General features: G+C 68.3%; 9 protein-coding genes. 8 read left to right on the top strand and 1 reads right to left on the bottom strand.

The annotated features are described in order from the left end of the window. Positions 1-63: 63 nt before the first annotated feature. Entirely contained in the window at positions 64-756 is a 693-nt protein-coding gene (locus O7619_RS24855; RefSeq protein ID WP_091059444.1) for a Crp/Fnr family transcriptional regulator, read from the bottom strand. A gap of 246 nt (positions 757-1,002) precedes the next feature. Between O7619_RS24855 and O7619_RS24850 the strand changes: the two genes are divergently transcribed. The 8 genes from O7619_RS24850 (at position 1,003) to O7619_RS24815 (ending at position 17,586) form a co-directional block, all read left to right on the top strand. Further along, a complete protein-coding gene (locus O7619_RS24850; protein WP_281587403.1) occupies positions 1,003-1,500 on the top strand; it encodes a polyadenylate-specific 3'-exoribonuclease AS in 498 nt (165 codons plus the stop codon). Positions 1,501-1,583: 83 nt separating this feature from the next. Further along, complete coding sequence (locus tag O7619_RS24845) at positions 1,584-2,087, top strand: pyridoxamine 5'-phosphate oxidase family protein (protein ID WP_282283721.1); 504 nt, start codon at positions 1,584-1,586, stop codon at positions 2,085-2,087. 179 nt (positions 2,088-2,266) lie between these two features. Then, the gene (locus O7619_RS24840; protein WP_282288935.1) at positions 2,267-3,295 is read left to right on the top strand and encodes a 6-phosphofructokinase; all 1,029 of its coding nucleotides are present in this window, start codon (positions 2,267-2,269) and stop codon (positions 3,293-3,295) included. Between the two features lie 85 nt (positions 3,296-3,380). Then, complete coding sequence (gene proC / locus O7619_RS24835; protein WP_282283719.1) at positions 3,381-4,190, top strand: pyrroline-5-carboxylate reductase; 810 nt, start codon at positions 3,381-3,383, stop codon at positions 4,188-4,190. Positions 4,191-4,418: 228 nt separating this feature from the next. Then, the gene (locus O7619_RS24830; RefSeq protein WP_282283718.1) at positions 4,419-9,590 is read left to right on the top strand and encodes a DEAD/DEAH box helicase; all 5,172 of its coding nucleotides are present in this window, start codon (positions 4,419-4,421) and stop codon (positions 9,588-9,590) included. Next, positions 9,590-12,439 (top strand): helicase-related protein, encoded by a 2,850-nt coding sequence (locus O7619_RS24825; protein WP_282283717.1) that lies wholly within the window; start codon positions 9,590-9,592, stop codon positions 12,437-12,439. Before O7619_RS24830 ends, O7619_RS24825 begins: the two co-directional genes overlap by 1 nt. Next, positions 12,436-16,452, top strand: a complete 4,017-nt coding sequence (locus O7619_RS24820; RefSeq protein WP_282283715.1) for a DNA methyltransferase — start codon at positions 12,436-12,438, stop codon at positions 16,450-16,452. The genes O7619_RS24825 and O7619_RS24820 overlap by 4 nt, the downstream gene beginning before the upstream one ends. A 66-nt stretch (positions 16,453-16,518) precedes the next feature. Next, on the top strand, positions 16,519-17,586 hold the full coding sequence (locus O7619_RS24815) for a phospholipase D family protein (protein WP_282283714.1): 1,068 nt from the start codon (positions 16,519-16,521) through the stop codon (positions 17,584-17,586). Positions 17,587-17,599: the final 13 nt, after the last annotated feature.

Genomic DNA, 17,599 nt, shown 5'->3' with positions numbered 1-17,599 from the left:
GACGGACCGGTGACACCCGGCGGGGCCTGGCGGAACGACCGCCGGGCCCCGCCGTCGTGCCGCTCAGCGGTCGCTCATGCCGGCGCGGCGGCGCAGCGCGGCGACGTCGGTGACCACGATGCGGCGCCCTTCGGTACGCAGCCAGCCGCGGCTGGCGAACGAGCCGATGGCCTGGTTGACGCTCTGCCGGGAGCCGCCGGCCATCTCGGCGAGCTGACTCTGGTTGAGCTCGATCGTGATCATCGGGGCCTGGCTCTCGCCGGCCAGCCGCACAAGCGTCTTGGCCACCCGGCCGGGCAGGTCGAGGAAGACGTGGTCGGCGTTCTGCTCGGTGAGCCGGCGGATCAACTGGCCGAGGGAGCGCATCACCGCGTCGAGGATGCGCGGGTTGGAGTGCACCAGCTCCATGAAGGCGGGGCGGGACAGCGCCAGCGCCGCGCAGTCCTCGATGGCCTCCGCCGAGGCCGACCGGGTCGAGGCGTCGAGCAGCGAGACCTCGCCCAGCACGTCCGGTGGTCGGATCACCGACAGCACGGCCCGTTCGCCGGTGGGGGCGGTGCGGAACACCGCCACCGCGCCGCGGCGCAGCACGATCAGCGACTCGCCGGGATCGTTCTCGACGAAGAGCAGTTGCCCCTTGCGGTAGGTGCGGGGCACGGCCGCAGCGATGACCCGCTGCCGCACCTCCGGCTCCAGCCCGGCGAACATCTCCACGCCCGTGAGCGCGTCACCCGGCTCCGGCAGGCGAGACTCCACGGCTCAACTCCTCCCCGGTCAGAAGTCACCACTCGCACACCGGGTGAAGCTGTCAGTCCCGGTACGAGGCAGCTCAACCGGTTCGGCGCCCGACGGCGGTACACATCAGATCATGACGGCCCGGTAGCGTGCTGTACACCCCCGGAGACACTTCCGTGACCATGGCGGCTCGCGACCGGCGCGGCGCCGACCTCGGCGGACGCCCCGACGGCGGCCCGGCGGGGCCGATGGGCGAGGATGGGCGCGATGGTCTACCGCTACTTCTACGACTGCGAATTCATCGAGGACGGCCGCACCGTCGACCTGGTGTCGATCGGCGTCGTCGACGAGTACGGCCGCGAGTTCTACGCGGTCTCCACCGAGTTCGACGACTCCCGCGCCGTGCCCTGGGTGCGGCGCAACGTGCTGGACAAGCTCCCCTCGCCGGCCGACCGGGCCTGGCGGTCGCGGGAGCGGATCCGGGACGACCTGCACGAGTTCCTGCTGGCGCCGGTGCGGGACCGCCCGGGCGAGCAGGTGGAGCTCTGGGCCTGGTACGCGGCGTACGACCACGTGGTGCTGGCCCAGCTCTGGGGCGCCATGCCGGCGCTGCCCCGGGAGATCCCCCGGTTCACCAAGGAGCTGCGCCAGCTCTGGGACGACCGGGGGCGGCCCCGGCTGCCGGACGCCGAGGCCGACCGGCACGACGCGCTCGTCGACGCCCGGCACAACCTGGCCCGCTGGCGGGCGATGACCGCGCGTTAGCGCAGGCCCGGCCGGTGCGGCAGGTTTGACCCGTTCTGCCCGGGGCATCGGAGGCGGCATCACGCCGATCCGAGGAGGGGTCCATGAGCAACGAGCCGACAAGCGCCGCCGACGCCCGGCGCAAGGTCACCGAGCTGGTCCGGGACGCCCGGATCTGCCTGCTCACCACCACCGCCGTGGACGGACGCCTGGTCAGCCGCCCGATGGGGCTACAGGAGGCGGACTTCGACGGCGACCTCTGGTTCTTCGCGTACGCCGACTCCGCGAAGATCCGCCAGATCAGGGTGAATCCGCAGGTCAATGTCGGTTTCTCCGACCAGAAGCACAACGCCTGGGTGTCGGTGGCCGGCACCGCCACCGAGGAGTGGGACGACGCCCGCGCGAAGGAGCTGTGGAACCCGGTGCTCAAGGCGTGGTTCCCGGACGGCCTCCAGACATCGGGGATCACCCTGATCAAGGTGCACGCCGGCTCGGCCGAGTACTGGGACTCGCCGGGCAGCACGGTGATCAACCTGCTCGGCTTCGCCAAGGCGGCGGTGACCGGCAAGCCGCCGAAGGCGGGCGAGAACCAGGAGGTCGGTTACTGACCGGTAGGCAGACCGGCGGGCGGAATCGGCCCGGGGCGCGGTGCCGGCGTGCACCAGCGGCGACTACAGTTCGCACGGACGGCCCGCCCCGGGCCGGCAACGGCGCCGATGGTCTGATCTGACACATATCCTGGGGCTTATCCGGGCTTCACCCGATGTCTCAGGAGGATGAGCGGATCATGCGTATCGGCGTGCTCACCGGCGGGGGCGACTGCCCTGGTCTCAACGCGGTGATTCGGGCGGTGGTCCGAAAGGGCGTCGCCACCTACGGTCACGAGTTCGTGGGCTTCCGGGACGGCTGGAAGGGCCCGCTCGAGGGTCTGTCCAAGCCGCTGGGCATCGCGGAGGTGCGGGGCATCCTGCCGCGCGGTGGCACCATTCTCGGCTCGTCCCGGACCAACCCGTTCAAGATCGACAACGGGGTGGAGCGGATCAAGGAGAACCTCGCCACGCAGGGCGTGGACGCCCTGATCGCGATCGGCGGCGAGGACACCCTGGGCGTCGCCACCAAGCTGCACGAGCTGGGCGTCAACGTCGTCGGCGTGCCCAAGACGATCGACAACGACCTGGGCGCCACCGACTACACGTTCGGCTTCGACACCGCGGTCAACATCGCGATGGAGGCGATCGACCGGCTGCACACCACCGCCGAGAGCCACCACCGCACGCTCGTCGTCGAGGTGATGGGCCGGCACGCCGGCTGGATCGCCCTGCACGCCGGCCTCGCCGGTGGCGCCAACGTGATCCTGCTGCCCGAGCGGCAGTTCGACGTCGAGCAGGTCGCCGGGTACGTGGAGAAGCGCTTCCAGCACCAGTACGCCCCGATCGTGGTGGTCGCCGAAGGCGCCCAGCCGCTGGACGGCCAGATGGTGCTGCACAACCAGGAGCTCGACTCGTTCGGCCACGTCCGCCTCGGCGGCATCGGCCAGTGGCTCGCCGAGCAGCTTGAGGCGAAGACCGGCAAGGAGGCCCGCACCGTGGTGCTCGGCCACATCCAGCGCGGCGGCACGCCGACCGCGTTCGACCGGGTGCTCGCCACCCGCCTCGGCCTCCAGGCCATCGACGCCGCGCACGAGGGCGACTGGGGCAAGATGGTCGCGATGCAGAGCACGGACATCGTCCGCGTCCCGCTGGCCGACGCCACCCGCGAGCTGAAGACGGTGCCGCTGGAGCGCTACACCGAGGCCGAGGTCTTCTTCGGCAGCTAGTTGTAAGGAGGGGGCCCCGCTTAACGCCTTCTGCATAGGCGGGGCCCCCTTTTAACAGGTGTCGGGGTCGGACGAGGAGGCGCGGGTGGGCGGAAACACGGTTGCGGTGGTCGGCACGGGCAAGATCGGCGAGCTGATGCTCTCCGGGCTGCTCCGCTCCGGCTGGCCGGTGGAGCGGCTGCTCGCCACCGCCCGGCGTCCGGCCCGCGCGCAGGAACTGACCGACCGCTACGGCGTACGGGTGGTGGACAACCTCACCGCGGTGGCCGAGGCCGAGGTGCTCGCCATCTCGGTGAAGCCGCAGGACGCCGCCGCGCTGCTCGACGAGATCGGCCCCAAGGTCCCCGCCGACAAGTTGGTCATCTCGCTCTGCGCCGGGCTGCCCACCAGCTTCTTCAATCGGCGGCTGCCCGAGGGCACCCCGGTGATCCGGGTGATGACCAACACCCCGGCGCTCGTCGACCAGGCGATGAGCGCCATCTCGCCCGGCCCGCACGCCACCGGCGCGCACCTGGCCCTGGCCGAGGAGATGTTCTCCCCGCTCGGCGCCACCCTCCGGGTGCCCGAGTCGCAGCAGGACGCGGTCACCGCGCTCTCCGGCTCCGGCCCCGCCTACTTCTATCTGCTGGTCGAGGCCATGATCGACGCCGGCATCCTGCTCGGGCTGCCGCGCCAGGTGGCGCACGAGCTGATCGTGCAGACCGCCATCGGCTCGGCGGTGATGCTCCGCGACTCCGGCGAGCACCCGGTGAAGCTGCGCGAGGCGGTCACCTCGCCGGCCGGCACCACCATCTCCGCGATCCGCGAGCTGGAAAACCATGGTGTACGCGCGGCGATGCTGGCAGCGCTGGAGGCCGCCCGCGACCGGGCGCGCGAACTCGCCGCCCAGGTGTGAGGCAGGGGCAAACTCGACGTTTCGGCAGACGTGTGGTGCTACTTGGCGGCCGGTAGGGTCAGGTTTCCGACTTCATGTCCGACGGTCGGGCTGTTGACTGGTGCCTGGTCGGAGGCCACTGTGGGGTCACTACGGTCAAGGTGAGGATCAAGGCGTTACCGGTGCCGCAGCCGCTGCCGGGAAGTGATTGAATCACCTCTGCAACGGTGGGGACCGCGAGGAGCACAAGTGGATGTCTTCGATGTGCGTGACCGACTCATCGGGGACTATCGCGAGTTCACATCAAGTTTCGTCGACCCCCGTGACCCGAAGGTCAGGGGATACGTCGAGCGGCTGGCCAACTCCGGATATCAGTGGCCTGCGCCCTTCCTCTCGCTCAACCCGAACTTCGCCTCCGGTGGCACTGTCGACAGGCTGATCGCCGAAGGCTTGCTGCATCCGGAGAATGAGCGGATCTTCCGCCTCAAGGAGCACGAAGGGGACCCCGGCGAGCAGCCGCTGCGGCTGCATCAACACCAGCGGGATGCCATAGCGATCGCCCGCGACGGCCACAGCTATGTGCTGACCACGGGGACCGGATCGGGCAAGAGTCTGTCGTACATCGTGCCGATTGTCGATCGGGTGCTGCAGGCCAAGACGGACGGGACGTACCAGCCCGGAGTCAAGGCGATCATTGTCTATCCGATGAACGCGCTCGCCAACAGCCAGCTCCGCGAGTTGGAGAAGTTCCTCCGCTGGGGCTTTCCGGACGGGACGCCACTTGTCACGTTTGACCGCTATACCGGTCAGGAGAGCCTCGAAGCCCGACGCCGGATCCTCAACGATCCGCCAGACATCCTGCTTACCAACTACGTGATGCTCGAACTGGTGCTGACCCGGCACCGGGAACGGGACCGCCTGATCCGGGCTGCCAGCGGCCTGTGGTTCCTCGTCCTCGACGAGCTGCACACCTACCGCGGGCGGCAGGGCGCCGACGTGGCGTTCCTCGTACGCCGGACGAAGGACGCCTGCCAGGCGCCGCGCCTGCAGTGCGTCGGCACCTCGGCCACCATGACCAGCGAGGGTGACGCGGCGCGTCAGCGAGCAGCGGTCGCCGACGTGGCGACCCGGCTGTTCGGCCAGCTGGTGTCCCCGGACCACGTCATCGGCGAGTCGTTGGAACGCGCCACAACGGGCGCTGAGCCGAGTGCCGAAGGACTCGCGGAGCGGGTACGACTCTGGTGCCGGGATGACCGTAAACCAGACCTTGACGATTTCCGTCAAGATTCGTTGTCCCACTGGGTGGAGAGCGCGTTCGGGCTCGAGCCGGAGGAAGGGACCGGCCGACCTATCCGCAGGCGCGTCCCCCGAACCGTGCCGGAGGCGGCCGAAAATCTGGCTGGGCTCACGCAGGAATCGGTTCGCGACTGCCAGGCGGCCATCCGGGCGGTGCTCCAAGCGGGCGCCCAGCTCATCGATCCGGAGACGGGACGGCCGATCTTCGCGTTTCGGCTGCACCAATTTCTCTCGAAGGGGGACAACGTCTATGCCACCGTCGAGTCGCCGGCCGAGCGGCACATCACGAGCCGTTATCAGACGCTCTCACCGGACAGCGGACCCGGGCAACGTAAGATCCTCGTGCCGTTGGCGTTTTGCCGGGAGTGCGGGCAGGAATACCTGACCGTTCGCCGCTCGGTGGACGGCTTCGAGGCGCGGCAGGATTCGGATACCAGTGAGGACGGCGGCTACCTCTATCTCAGTGACGACCAGCCCTGGCCCGCCAGCCTGGAGATCGCGGTGCAGGACGGCCGGCTGCCGTACTCGTGGACGGTCCTCGCCGACGACGGCAGCACCGTCCCGGCCGAGGACAAGCGCAAGCACCTGCCCGAGGTGGTGCACGTCGACGCGGAGGGCGTCGAGGTCGCACCCGGAAAGGGGGTCGCCGCTGCCTGGGTCGCCGCGCCCTTCCGCTTCTGCCTGCGCTGCCGGGTGTCGTACGAACGTCAGCGGGGCAAGGACTTCGCCCAGTTGGCCAAGCTCTCCACCGAGGGGCGCAGTTCCGCGCTCTCGGTGGTGGGAGCCAGCATCGTGCGGGCGCTTCGTGCCGAGCCGACTCTCGACAAGCCGGCGCGCAAGCTGCTGTCGTTCGTCGACAACCGCCAGGATGCCTCGCTCCAGGCCGGGCACTTCAACGACTTCGTGCAGGTGGTGCAGCTTCGGGGTGCCCTGCACCGGGCGGCGGAGAAGGAGCCTGACGGTCTCACCCACGAGCGGGTGGCGCAGCAGGTCACCGAGGCGCTCGGGTTGCAGCTGACCGAGTTCGCCCGCCGGCCGGGGGCCCGCTATGGCAAGGAGGAGATCTGGCGGGCCCTGCGTGAGGTGGTCAACTACCGGCTCTACCTCGACCTGGAACGAGGATGGCGGGTGACCATGCCCAACCTGGAGCAGACCGGCCTGCTCCGGGTCGGCTATCGCCATCTCCACGAGGTCGCGGCGGATCAGGAGATCTGGGAGCGCAGCCACCACCTCCTGCGCGATGACAGCCCGGAGCACCGGTACGAGATCGCGGCGACGCTGCTCGACGAGATGCGCCGCAACCTGGCCATCGACGTTCGGTGTCTCACCGAGGAGGGCTTCGACGAGATCCGCCGGCTGTCGGCGCAGCACCTGGCCGAGCCCTGGGCGCTCGGCTTGCGGGAGCGGGCCACCGTCGCCGCGACCGCCTTCCCCAAGCCCAGCGGTAAGGGTCGCCCCCGCTCCTACCTTCATCTGTCGGGACGCGGCGCGCTGGGCAGATATCTCAAGCGACAGTATGAGAAGCGCCGGCAGCCCTGCGGCGTCGCAGACGCGCAGGACATGATCCGCGACCTGCTGGTGGTGCTCACCGAGGCCGACCTGGTGATCCAGGCCGCGCCCGGGGAAGGGGACGACCTGATCGGCGGTTACCGGCTTCGTTCGCACGCACTGTTGTGGCAGGCGGGCGACGGCAGGGCGGGCGCGGAGGACCGGGTCCGCAAGCAGCTCTCCGGTGAGGTCGGCGCCCGGGTCAACACCTTCTTCCGTGACCTCTACCGGGACACCTCGCACCTGCTGGCAGGCCTCCAGGCGAAGGAGCACACCGCCCAAGTGACCCCGGAGGTCCGGCAGGAGCGGGAACGGGAGTTCCGCGAGGGCGACCTGCCGTTGCTGTTCTGCTCGCCGACGATGGAACTCGGCGTCGACATCAAGGCGCTCAATGCGGTGGCGTTGCGCAATGTGCCGCCGACACCGGCCAACTACGCCCAACGCGCCGGCCGGGCCGGCCGTTCCGGGCAGCCTGCCCTGGTGGTTACCTACTGCTCGACCGGCAGTGCGCACGACCAGTACTACTTCAAGCGACCCACGCTGATGGTCGGCGGTGCGGTGCAGCCGCCTCGCCTGGACCTGGCCAACGAGGATCTGGTCCGTTCCCACCTCCAGGCCATCTGGCTGGCCGAGACCGGGGAGGACCTGCCCAGCTCGCTCGCCGCCGTGATGGAGACCGGCGGGGAGAACCCGTCGTTGGAGCTGCTGCCGAAGCTGAAGAAGTCGATCGAGGCTCCGGAGGCCCGCCGCCGCGCCCTGGCCAGAGCTCAGGCGGCCCTCGCCGGTGAGGTGACCGCGGAGCTGGCCGACGCACCCTGGTGGCGCCCCACCTGGCCGGCGGAGATGATCGAACAGGCGCCCCGCAGCTTCGAGGAAGCCCTGGGCCGGTGGCGCAAGCTCTATCGTGCCGCGTTCCGAGAGTATGAGGTGCAGGGCCGCCGGGCGATCGACACGAACGTCTCGCACAAGGCCCGTGAGGAGGCCCGCCGTCGGGCCAACGACGCCCGGGTGCAGCTCGACCTGCTGCGCAACGAGGACTCCGACGAGCCGCAGACCGACTTCTACACCTACCGCTACCTCGCGTCCGAGGGCTTCCTGCCGGGCTACTCGTTCCCCCGGCTGCCGCTGGCCGCATACATTCCGGGGCTCAACGGGCAGCGGCAGGGCGACTACATCCACCGGCCGCGGTTTATCGGCATCAGCGAGTTCGGTCCGCAGTCGCTGATCTACCACGAGGGCGCCCGCTACATGGTGCGGGGCGTGCAGTTGCAGCAGGCGGCGGAGCCCGGCAAGGACAGTCTGCTCACCACCTCCGCCCGGCGCTGCCGTGCCTGCGGGCACCTGCACGACGACGTCGCGGGGGTGGACGTCTGCGACAGTTGCGGCGAGCAGCTCGGCGCGATCGACGACAATCTGCTGCGGCTTTACACGGTGCGGACCCAGCGCCGGGAGCGGATCTCCTCCGACGAGGAGGAGCGGCGACGGGCCGGCTTCGAGATCGAGACGTCGTACCGCTTCCACCACCACGGCGGGCGGCCGGGCAAGCTCACCGCGACGGTCGCGCCACCGGACGCGCCGACCGTGGCAACCCTGGTCTACGGCGATGCCGCCACGGTGCGCCGGGCCAACCTGGGGCTGCTGCGGCGGAAGGACAAGAAGAAGCGCGGCTTCTTCCTGGACACCACCAGCGGGGAGTGGCTCTCGGAGACGAAGGCGGCCGAGCGGACCACCGACGAGGAGGATGTCGGAGCCGCCGACGAGGTCAAGCGCAAGCAGCGGGTCATCCCGTACGTCGAGGACCGACGCAACGTCCTGGTGATGCGGCTGGCCCGCAAGGCCACCCGCGAGGAGGTCATCTCGCTGCTGTACGCCGTCGAGCGGGGCATCGAGGCGACGTTCCAGTTGGAGGACTCGGAACTGACCGGTGAGCTGCTGCCCGACCTCGACGACCAGGGGCGGATACTGTTCATCGAGAGCGCCGAGGGCGGGGCGGGGGTGCTCCGTCGCCTCGTCGAGGAGGAAGACGCCATCCGCCGGGTGGCCATGAAGGCCCTGGAGATCGCGCACTTCGACCCGGAGACCGGCGACGAGGTGCCGCAGGATGTGCGGGACGGCGACGACCGGTGCGTCCAGGGCTGCTACGACTGCCTGCTGTCGTACTCCAACCAGCCCTTCCACAAGATGGTCGACCGGCATCTCATCGTCGACGTGTTGCTGGACCTGACCATGTCCGACACGACCAACACCAGCGCTGCCCGACCCGCCGCGGCGGGGTTGCACCTGACCGGGCCGGCGGCGGACTTCGTGGCGTGGTTGGCGCAGGCCGGCTACCGGGCCCCGGACGGCGGGCGGGAACGGGTCGCCGAGGCCACGCCCGACCTGGTCTATCGGGAGCAGCAGGCGGCCGTCTTCGTTGACGCGCCCGGCGAGCCCGCCGGCGAGGGCCGCGACGGCGACGCCGAGGACAGCCTCTACGACATCGGCTGGACACCCGTCCGGGTGACCGCGGAGGAGTGGCAGCAGGCCGTGGACCGGTATCCGAGCGTGTTCGGGCAGCACAGGACGGGGAGCAACTGATGACGGTGACCGCAGCGGGGTTCGAGCCGGGCACGCTGGTCAGGGCACGCGGCCGGGAGTGGGTGGTGCTCCCCGAGTCGGAGCCGGAGCTGCTGGTGCTGCGCCCGCTCGGCGGCTCGGACGACGAGCGTGCCGCCGTCCTGCCCGACCTGGAGGACGTGGCGTCGGCGACGTTCGCCTACCCCGACCCGTCGGACGCCGGCAACGCCAGCCGGGCCGCGCTGCTGCGTACCGCGCTGCGGATCGGGTTTCGTTCCACCGGTGGACCGTTCCGGTCCCTCGGCGGGTTGGCCGTCGAGCCCCGGCCCTACCAGCTCGTGCCGTTGCTGATGGCGCTGCGGCAGGACACCGTACGGCTGCTGATCGCCGACGACGTGGGCATCGGCAAGACCGTCGAGTCCGGCCTGATCGCCGCCGAGCTGCTGGCTCAGGGCGACGCGAACGGGCTGGCCGTGCTGTGCAGCCCGGCCCTGGCCGAGCAGTGGCAGCGGGAGCTGGCGGAGAAGTTCGGCGTCGCGGCCGAGCTGGTGCTGCCCGGCACCGTACGCCGACTGGAGCGTGACCTGGTCGGCGCGCAGTCGATCTTCGATCGCTACCGGCACGTGGTGGTCTCCACCGACTACATCAAGCGGCCGGAGCTGCGCGACCAGTTCGTGCGCGGCGCCCCCGACCTGGTGATCGTCGACGAGGCGCACTCGTGCGTGCTCGACGACAGCAACTCCGGCGGTCGGTCGCGGATGCAACGCCACGAGCTGGTCCGCAGGCTGGCCGCCCGCGCCGACCGGCACCTGATCCTGGTCACCGCCACCCCGCACAGCGGCAAGGACGCCGGTTTCCGTAACCTCGTCGGCCTGCTCGATCCACGGCTGGAGACCGTCGACCTGGACCGGGTCGAGGGCCGGGAGCTGCTGGCCCGGCACTTCGTGCAGCGCCGCCGGGTGGACATCCGCGGTTTCCTGGAGGACACCCCCTTTCCGGAGGACCGCGATTCGACCGAGCGCGCCTACCGGCTGACCGGCGACTACCGCGGCCTCTTCGACGACGTGGTCGCCTACGCCCGGCAGACCGTGCGGGACCCGATCGGCGGCCAGGTGCGGCAGCGGGTGCGGTACTGGTCGGCGTTGGCGCTGCTGCGGGCGCTTGCTTCCTCCCCGCAGGCCGCCGCCGCGACGCTGCGTACCCGGGCGGCGAACGCCGACGCCGCCGACGCCGCCGAGGCCGATGCGCTGGGCCGGGCCGCCGTGCTGGACCTTCCCGACGACGAGACCCAGGAGTCGGTGGACCTGGTGCCCGGCGCCGACACCGAGGACTCCGGCGGCCCGGAGCGGCGGCGGCTGCTCGCCTTCGCCCGCCGCGCCGAGGCCCTTGCCGCCAAGGGCGACGCGAAACTCGACCTGCTGGTCAAGGAGGTCAAGGCGCTGCTCGGCGACGGGTTCAACCCGGTTGTCTTCTGCCGCTATATCGACACCGCAGAATACGTTGCGGACCGGCTGACCGCCGCGCTCGGCAAGGCGTTCACGGTCGGCTGCGTGACCGGCGCGCTGCCGCCGGAGGAACGCACCGAGCGGATCAGGGAGCTGACCGGCGACCCGAAGCGCCGCCCGGTGCTGGTGGCGACCGACTGCCTCTCTGAGGGCGTCAACCTCCAGGAGCACTTCCAGGCGGTGGTGCACTACGACCTGGCGTGGAACCCGACCCGGCACGAGCAGCGGGAGGGCCGCGTCGACCGGTTCGGCCAGCGCGCGCCGAGGGTCCGCGCCGTGATGATCTATGGCACGGACAACCGGATCGACGAGATCGTGCTGAAGGTGCTGCTGCGCAAGCACGAGCAGATCCGCAAGGCGCTCGGCGTCTCGGTGCCGGTGCCGGACCGCAGCGACGACGTGTTGCAGACCATCGCGCAGGAGCTGCTGCTCGCCCCGGACACGCCGGAACAGCTCACCATCGAGGGTCTGGGCGTGGCACACCGCGAGGAGCTGCACCGGGAGTGGGACAGCGCCGCGCAGCGGGAGAACAAGTCCCGCACCAAGTACGCCCAACGGACGATCGCCGCACAGCTTGAGGCGGTCAAGCCGGAACTGGCCGAGATCCGGGCCAGCCTGGGCTCGCCGGAAGAGGTGGCCGAGTTCGCCCGCGCCGGCTTCGCCGCGCTCGGCGCGGACGTCGTGCCGAACGGCGACGGCTTCGACGCGACCACGGGTATGCTGCCGTTGCCGCTGCGGGACGCCTTCCCGGCCGGCTACCCCGCCACCCTCGCCCTGCGCCGGGAGCTGCCCACCCCGGCCCGCACTGCCCACCTGGACCGCACCGACCCCTACGTCTCGGCGCTGGCCCGCTATCTGCTGGAGAGCGCGCTGGATCGGACGGTCCCGGCCGACCAGCGGCCCGCCCGCCGGGCCGGGGTGATGCGCACGTCGGCGGTGGCCAAGCGGACCACCCTGCTATTGGTGCGGTTCCGGCTGCACCTGACCCTGCCCACCCGGGCCGCGGACGCCGAGCCCCGCCGGATGGTCGCCGAGGAGGCCCGCCTGCTGGCGTTCCGGGGCGCACCGACCGCCGCCGAGTGGCTGCCCGACGGGGAGGTGGCCGCGCTGCTGTCGGCTACCCCGACCGGCAACGTGCTGCCCGAGGCCGCCACCCCGCTGCTGGAGCGGGTGATCGGCAAGCTCGACGAGGTCGTGCCGCATCTCGACGCGACCGCCGACGGCCTCGCCGACGGGCTGCGTAGCTCGCACATCCGGGTGCGGGAGGCGGTCGGCCAGCGGGTCCGCCGCCAGATCACCGTCACCGCCCAGAAGCCCGCCGACGTGCTCGGCGTCTACGTCTACCTCCCGGAGGCCGCCGCATGACCGCCGCCACCTATCCCGCCGTACGGGTCGAGGGCGGACTGCTTCCCGCCGGCCTGGTGCAGCGGATCGGCGACGGCGCCGCCGAGCTGCCCGGCGCGGACCCGGCCAGCTACGGCCTCCAGTCCGGCGAGTCGGTGCGCCGCTACGCCAACCGCTCCTACGCCTACCTCCAGGAGGTGTGGCGGGAGTTCACGCGGCAGCGGGAGCGGGCCGGTGAGACCGTCCCGGCCCGGCTGACCCGGGAGCGCTGGCTGCTGATCCTGCTGCGTGAGCTGGGCTACGACGGCGTCGAGGCGCTGACCGGCGGCATCACGGTGGACGAGAAACCGTTCCCGGTCAGCCACCGCTTCGAGGCCGTACCCATGCATCTGCTCGGCTGGGGCACGGACCTGGACCGGCGGACCCCGGGGATGCGCGGCGCGGCCGCCGCCGCCCCGCACTCGCTGATGCAGCAGTTGCTCAACCGCTCCGACCAGCACCTGTGGGGCATCGTCGCCAACGGGCAGCGGCTGCGGCTGCTGCGCGACTCGACCAGCCTCGTCGGCACCGCGTACCTCGAATTCGACCTGGAGGCGATCTTCGAGGGTGACCTGTTCCCCGACTTCGTGCTGCTCTACCGGGTGGCGCACGCCACCCGCCTCGCCGTCCGCGACGCGGCGGCCGGGCCGTCGTCGTGCCTGCTGGAAGCCTGGCGTACGGAGGGAGCCAAGCAGGGCGAGCGGGCCCTGGCGCAGCTCCGCGACGGCGTGGAGGCGGCGCTGGAGATCCTCGGCACCGGTTTCCTCGACCACCCCGACAACGCGGCCCTGCGGGAGCGCGTCGAGGTCACGCTGTCGCTGGAGGACTACAAGCGTTCCCTGCTGCGGCTGGTCTACCGGCTGCTGTTCTGGTTCGTCGCCGAGGACCGCACCGCCCTGCTCGACCCCGAGGCCCCGCCGCAGGCCCGGCAGCGCTACGACGCGTTCTTTTCGGCCCGCCGGCTGCGCGAGCTGGCGCTGCGCCGCCGGCACTCCGGCCACGGCGACCTGTGGGAATCGGTCCGCCTCGTCTTCCGGTTCCTCGGCGAGGAGACCGGCAACGCGACCCTGGGCCTGCCCGGCATCGGCGGCCTCTACGAGCCCGGCCCGCTCGACAAGCCGATCGCCGAGGCCAGCCTGAGCAACACCGCGCTCCTGCGTGCCGTCGAGGCCCTGGCGGTGCTACCCGCACGCAAGGGCGCGGCCCGCCAGCGGACCGACTTCCAGCACCTGGGCGCGGAGGAGCTGGGCAGCGTCTACGAGTCGCTGCTGGAGCTGCGCCCCCGCTGGGACGCCCCGGCCCGCCGCTTCCACACCGAACGGCTCGCCGGCAACGAACGCAAAACCACCGGCTCCTACTACACCCCGTCCTCGCTGGTGGAATGCCTGCTCGACTCAGCGCTCGACCCGCTGCTGGACGAGGCCACGGCGTTGCCCACCCCCGAGGAGCGGGTTCAGGCGCTGCTCGACCTGACCGTCTGCGACCCGGCCTGTGGGTCGGGGCACTTCCTCATCGCGGCGGCCCGGCGCATCGCCAAGCGGGTCGCCGCCGAGGAAACCGACGAGCTGGAGCCCGCCCCGGACGCGGTCCGCTCGGCGATGCGCCGGGTGGTGGCCCGCTGCATCTACGGCGTGGATGTCAACGAGATGGCCGCCGAACTGGCGAAGGTGTCGCTCTGGCTGGAGGCGATGGAACCGGGCCGACCGCTCGGCTATCTCGACGCCAACATCCGGGTGGGCAACTCCCTGCTCGGCGTCACGCCCAAGCTACTCAAGCAGGGCATCCCCGACGCCGCCTTCACCGCCCTCACAGGCGACGACAAGAAGATCGCCACCGCCCTGAAGAGGCAGAACGCCGAGGAGTCGCGGGGCCAGGGCGACCTTTTCGGCGCGGCGGGAGTCCAGGTCGACAACAGCGCGCTCGCCGCCGAGGTCAAAGAGATCGTGTACGCGGAGCTGCCGCGCCGGCTCGCCGACGTGCACGTGCAGGCCAAGCGGGCGCAAACGCTGGACGCAGAGCGCCGGCACGCGAAGATGGTGGCCGACGCCTGGTGTGCCGCCTTCGTTCAGGCAAAGACCGATGAGACCCGGGAGAGCGCCATCACCCAGGCGGTGCTGGAACGCCTGGACAAGGGCGAAGCCTCGCTCGACATGCACCGGGTCGAGTCGATGGTGGAGGAGCTGACCCAGCAGTACCGCTTCTTCCACTGGCACATCGAGTTCCCGCACATCTTCCGGGTGCCCGAGTACGGCCCGGTGGATGAGGTGACGGGCTGGAAGGGCGGCTTCTCCTGCGTCCTGGGCAACCCGCCGTGGGAGCGGGTGAAGCTCCAGGAGCAGGAGTTCTTCGCCTCCCGCGACCCGGAGATCGCCGGGGCGAAGAACGCCGCCGCCCGCAAGAAGGCTATCGCCGCGCTGGCCGACAGCGACGAGCCGGTCAAGAAGACGCTGTACGCGGAGTGGACCACCGCCCTCCACGAGGCGGACGGGTTCAGCCACCTGCTCCGGTCGTCGGGGCGGTATCCGCTGACCGGCAAGGGCGACATCAACACCTATTCAGTCTTCACGGAGGCGGGGAGGACGGTGCTAGGTGCCTTTGGTCAGCTCGGGCTCATCGTACCTACCGGCATTGCCACGGATGCCACGACGCAAGAGCTATTCAAGAACTTGGTAATTCGGCGGAACATATGTTCCCTGTTCGACTTCGAAAATGCCCGCACCTTCCCGACTGTTCATGCTTCGTACCGGTTCTCTTTGATTTGTGCAGGTGGGCCACAGAGGTCTTTTGATCGGGCCTATTTCGCCTTCAGGTTGCGGCGGGTTAACGAGATCCCGGGCGCGAAGTACGCTCTGACTCCTGATGAGATTCTTTTGCTGAACCCGAACACTGGCACGTGCCCCGTGTTTCTGAGCCGCCGCGACGCGGAGATCGCCCTCGGGATCTATAAGCGGATCCCAGTGCTTTGGTGTGAGAGTGATCCGTCGGGCAATCCTTGGGGTTTGTCATTCCTACGCATGTTTGACATGACCAACGACTCCGCCTTATTTCGAGACTCAGATGGACTTACGGAGGACGGCTGGAAAACTCAGGCTGGGCGCTACGTGCGGGGGCGGGAGCGGATGCTGCCGCTTTATGAGGCAAAGATGACAGACTTCTTCGATCATCGAGCGGCTGATGTAGTACGCAACACCGAGGCTAAACAACGGTCGAGCGTTCCCTCGTACCTGAGCGATGACGATCGAGCCAACCCCTCCAGGCTTGCCGTCCCATTGTATTGGGTGCATGAGAAGGAAGTAAGCTCCCGACTGCACTTCAGATGGAACAGGAACTGGCTCTTTGGCTGGAGAGATGTCACCGCATCTACTAACGAGAGAACGCTGGTATGCAGCGTAATTCCCCGGGTGGCAGTAGGCAATACTAACTTCTTGGCGTTTTCTAAGGAGTCTGCCAGCGCAATATCGTGCCTTGTGGCTAACTTGTCCTCGTTTGTTTTCGACTACGTCGTAAGGACTAAGATATCCGGCGTTCATCTCACATACTCATACTTTAAGCAGTTCCCCGCCCTATTGCCTGATTCATACGATGCGCCCGTGCCTTGGGGTGATGCCTGCTTGAAGTTGGGAAAGTGGGTTGCTTTGCGGGTATTGGAGTTGATGTACACCGCTTACGACCTCGCAGACTTTGCTCGTGATCTTGGCGATTCAGGCCCTCCCTTCGTTTGGGATTCGGTTCGACGCGAGATTCTGCGCGCCGAGCTGGATGCGGCCTTCTTTTATTTGTACGCAATTGATCGCGACGATATCGACTACATCATGGATACCTTTAACGTTGTCAGGCAAAGGGATGAGGCTGTGCACGGCGAGTATCGCACAAAACGTCTTATCCTTGACCGATATGACGCTTTGTGTGCTGCGGTTAAGTCTCGTCAAGGTTATAAATCCCCGCTGGATCCGTCACCGGGATGCGGTGTTCGGCATTCGCCGTCTATGCCGTGATTCTGTCATTGCTACTACAAGAAGTAGCCATTTTGGAATAGCTACCTCCATAGGGGAGTGAGAGAATTGGCGACGGTCGAACTTTTCCTGCAGGGTGGCAATGCGGGCGACGATACTCTGCTTGATCAACTACTAGAGCGATGCAAGAGCGCTGATGGCGGTGGTGGTATCTTTGCCTGGACTAACACGGCGGGAGTGAAAGCCTTTCTGAGGGCTGAAAGTTTTGTTGACTTCATTGAAAGATCCCATTTCCAGCTTGTCGTTGGCCTTGATTCCATTACAGACGAGGCCGCAGTGAATGCGTTAATCCTCGAAGTCGAGCAGAAGCCCAATCTTTCTGTTTGGGCGTTCCTGAACTCCGATTCGGCACTTTTTCATCCGAAGCTCGCTTGGTTTGAATCGGGTGCTTCGCTGACGTTGTTGGTCGGTTCTGGAAACTTGACGAGGGGAGGGCTTGAGAAGAACTGGGAAGCCTATGTCGTTGCACAGATGGAAGGGCGAGGCGCGAGAGAGGTTTCGCGCGATATTCGAGCCTGGATTGACAGGTGGTCGAATTACCTGGTGCCCATAGACGATCGGCGGGTGCTCGATCGGGCGAGACGTAATTCGGGAAGCGAGCGTAGCTTGCGGCGAGCGGTCTCCGTTGCTGAGCAGATGGCTACTGAGCCTGGAAATCCTATCCTTGTGGCTGAGATTCCAAGACAAAATGGTCGTCCGGGTCAAGGGAACTTCGACCGAGAGAATTTTGAGGTATTCTTCGGGGCGCAAGTCGGCTTACCTCATCAGATCGTTCTTTATCAAGTGAACAGTGATGGGGTATTAGGTGAGATGGAAAGTCGGCAAAGCGTAGAGGTGCGAAGTGGAAATTATCGCTTCGAGTTGGCCGCGTTGAGAGAGATTAGCCATCGGGAAGGCTCATGGCCAATCGGCGTCTTTATGCGAATTCGGACTGGTGAATTCCTTTATACTTTGCTCACTGCAGAGGACTATGGTTATGTAACAATGAAGTCATTCTTGCAAGACCACTGTCCAGTAAGGGGCAGGCAGCGCCGCCGATACAGAACGACGGTGGACGTGATTCGGGCAGTTTGGCCGGAGGCGCCATTATGGCGAGCGCAAATTCCTGCCCTTTAAACTGCTGAGCCTT

Origin of the sequence: Micromonospora sp. WMMD998, from assembly GCF_029581235.1 — a bacterium.
GTDB lineage: Bacteria > Actinomycetota > Actinomycetes > Mycobacteriales > Micromonosporaceae > Micromonospora.
This window is presented reverse-complemented; position numbering and strand designations above follow the sequence as displayed.